Raw genomic sequence first — 1,920 nt, 5'->3', positions numbered from 1 at the left:
GAGTTACAACGTTTGCCGGAGTGCCTTAATACCACGGGCGGGTTCCTCGCCCGCTTTGCCACCGGTAAAGGCCATGGGCCAAAAACTCACAGCCAACTCAGCCGCAACCGAGTTTTACAACAGAATCGAAAGGTGATCCGGCGGAATATGCTCGTTGCAGCCTATCGCTTTTGGACCCATCTCGGGCCTCTAGCAGGCTGCTGAAAATGCAACTCAAGTGGCATTGGCTCCGGGTTGGCGTTGTCTACGAGTTTAAAGCGTTGCCGACATTGCCGTTTGGCAGCCTGCTGTCATTCAAGCGGTTACTCCGATCAACCTGGGCAACTTGATGAGATCGTAGGCAGCCATTGTCAGCGTGAACTTGAAGTCCAGCTTCTTCACGCCACGCAGCATTGGCCGCGCCAATCCGCCAATGGTCTTGCCCCACCCGAATGGCTCCTCGACCCGTTTGCGCTTCTGCTGGCTGACCTCGTATCCGCAGTGGCGGATAGTGCGACCGTCGATGGCGGAGAGTCGATTGGTCGTGTTTTGCGCCACGTGCGGTGTAACGTTGAAGTCCCGCATGTCGGATACAAAGTCAGCCGTATCGAAGCCCTTGTCGGCGCCCACGGTGATGCGCTTGGCGCCGGGCGAATAGCGCACGATCATGTCTTTCGCGGTTTCGCGCTCGACCGCGCCCGACACCTGTCGCAGTTCCGACTCGACGACGAAGCCGTTGCGGTTCTCGGTCATGACATTGCCCGTATAGGCGAGCTTTGCCTCCTTACCTTTGCCCTTCTTGGCGAGTTTGGCCTCCGGATCCGTGATAGAGCCGTGTGTCTGATTGCTGCGCTGCTCGCGGTGAAAATGGCGCTCACCGTTGCGCCCAGGCAATGGCGGCTCACTCGAACCGTCGTTCGCCACAAAGCTCTTCATCGATGCCCAAGCTTGAACCTGCGTGCCGTCGACGGAAAAGTGGTCGTCCGAAAGCAAGGCGCGCACGTCCCTATGAGCGAGAAGCTCGGCCAGAAATTTGCGCGCCACCGCGGCTTCAAGCAGCCGGTCGCGGTTTTTCGTGAACACCGTCGGCACCCAAACCTGATCATCCACGCCGAGACCGATAAACCAGCGATAGAGCAGATTGTAATGCAATTGTTCCATCAACTGGCGCTCCGAGCGGATGCTGTAGAACGCCTGCAGCAAAAGCGCTCGTAGCAGCCGCTCGGGGGCGATCGAGGGCCGCCCTTCGGTCGCGTACAGCCTGCCAAATTCGCTGTCGAGAGCAGCAAGAACCTCGTTGACGATGCGCCGGATCAATCGCAGTGGATGGTTTGCGGGCACTCTCTGTTCGAGATCGACATAGGAAAACAGATCACCTGTCCGTATATCCGAACCGCGCATGGATTCCTCCTGCTGCTCTCTCAACAGCACAGGAATCAGATTCGTGCTCCAATGTCAGTCTGGCGGCCCAGTTTTTCAGCAGCCTGTTAGAGCCGCTTGACGCGACAACGAAGATGAAGCGGCCGGAATGACCCACGATCAGGTGCCATGAGTCTGCAGCGCCCAGTATGGAAAACTGTCCGGCGGTTAGCCAGGAGCGCGTCGATCTTCGCCGTCTGCTCCGCACTGTAAAGCCACGCGTCGATCTTCCCCATCTGCTCCGCGCTTGTTTGCAAAGAATGCCGGCAATCGATTATCCCGCCTAGGGGGGCGTCGCCCAATGCGGACTGCGGGTCGGAAATTATCTTGTTAAATAAAGAAGGGCTCGTCCAAGGTACAACGCCAAGTGACTTCCTTTCGCCGTAGAATGGGACGACTGAAGAAAAATTGTCGCCAAAAAAAAGCAAGCTCTCATTGCTGTTGGTCTTTGAGTGCGGCCAAGATGCCAAATACAAGGGTGGCAGGCCATAGCGGTTACGCTTGGTGAAGGTCCGAATCGGA

3 protein-coding genes are annotated in these 1,920 nt (G+C 57.2%); 1 reads left to right on the top strand and 2 read right to left on the bottom strand.

Features of this window, described 5'->3' with window-relative positions:
• Nucleotides 1–204 (top strand): hypothetical protein (locus tag VMT30_02035; protein HVQ43723.1); only part of this gene is annotated, 204 nt, incomplete at its 5' end.
• 90 nt (nt 205–294) lie between these two features.
• On the opposite strand, the gene VMT30_02030 is transcribed toward VMT30_02035, so the two are convergent.
• Both VMT30_02030 and VMT30_02025 read right to left on the bottom strand, forming a co-directional pair.
• A complete protein-coding gene (locus tag VMT30_02030; protein ID HVQ43722.1) occupies nt 295–1,380 on the bottom strand; it encodes an IS5 family transposase in 1,086 nt (361 codons plus the stop codon).
• An 86-nt stretch (nt 1,381–1,466) separates the two neighbouring features.
• Nucleotides 1,467–1,920, bottom strand: a 454-nt coding sequence (locus tag VMT30_02025; protein HVQ43721.1) for a hypothetical protein, incomplete at its 5' end; no start/stop codon positions are given.

The organism is Candidatus Saccharimonadia bacterium (assembly GCA_035544015.1).
Taxonomy (GTDB): domain Bacteria; phylum Patescibacteriota; class Saccharimonadia; order UBA4664; family UBA4664; genus UBA5169.
The sequence above is the reverse complement of the archived record's forward strand: the minus strand, read 5'-3'. Positions and strand labels throughout refer to the sequence as shown.